Source organism: Rhodococcus kronopolitis (assembly GCF_042654025.1).
Lineage (GTDB): Bacteria > Actinomycetota > Actinomycetes > Mycobacteriales > Mycobacteriaceae > Rhodococcus_G > Rhodococcus_G kronopolitis.
This window is the reverse complement of sequence record NZ_JBHSFO010000017.1, coordinates 1-560: the sequence shown is the minus strand read 5'-3', so window position 1 is coordinate 560 and position 560 is coordinate 1. Positions and strand designations below refer to the sequence as shown.

Annotated in this window: 1 rRNA gene; it reads left to right on the top strand. The window is 56.6% G+C overall.

The window, feature by feature from the left end:
- A 23S ribosomal RNA gene (locus tag ACFO6S_RS21225) occupies positions 1 to 560 on the top strand; the annotation flags it as partial.

The window sequence follows — 560 nt, the reverse complement described above, 5'->3', positions numbered from 1 at the left end:
CCCGTGAGGGGCAGCCGTAGCGAAAGCGAGTCCGAATAGGGCGCCCATAGTCGCATGTCCTAGACCCGAAGCGGAGTGATCTACCCATGGCCAGGTTGAAGCGACGGTAAGACGTCGTGGAGGACCGAACCCACTTAGGTTGAAAACTGAGGGGATGAGTTGTGGGTAGGGGTGAAAGGCCAATCAAACTCCGTGATAGCTGGTTCTCCCCGAAATGCATTTAGGTGCAGCGTCGCGTGTTTCTCACCGGAGGTAGAGCTACTGGATGGTCTAGGGGGCCCACAAGCTTACCGAAATCAGCCAAACTCCGAATGCCGGTGAGTGAGAGCGCGGCAGTGAGACTGCGGGCGATAAGGTTCGTAGTCGAGAGGGAAACAGCCCAGATCGCCAGCTAAGGTCCCTAAGCGTGTACTAAGTGGAAAAGGATGTGGGGTCGCGAAGACAACCAGGAGGTTGGCTTAGAAGCAGCCACCCTTGAAAGAGTGCGTAATAGCTCACTGGTCAAGTGATCCTGCGCCGACAATGTAGCGGGGCTCAAGTACACCACCGAAGCTGCGGCA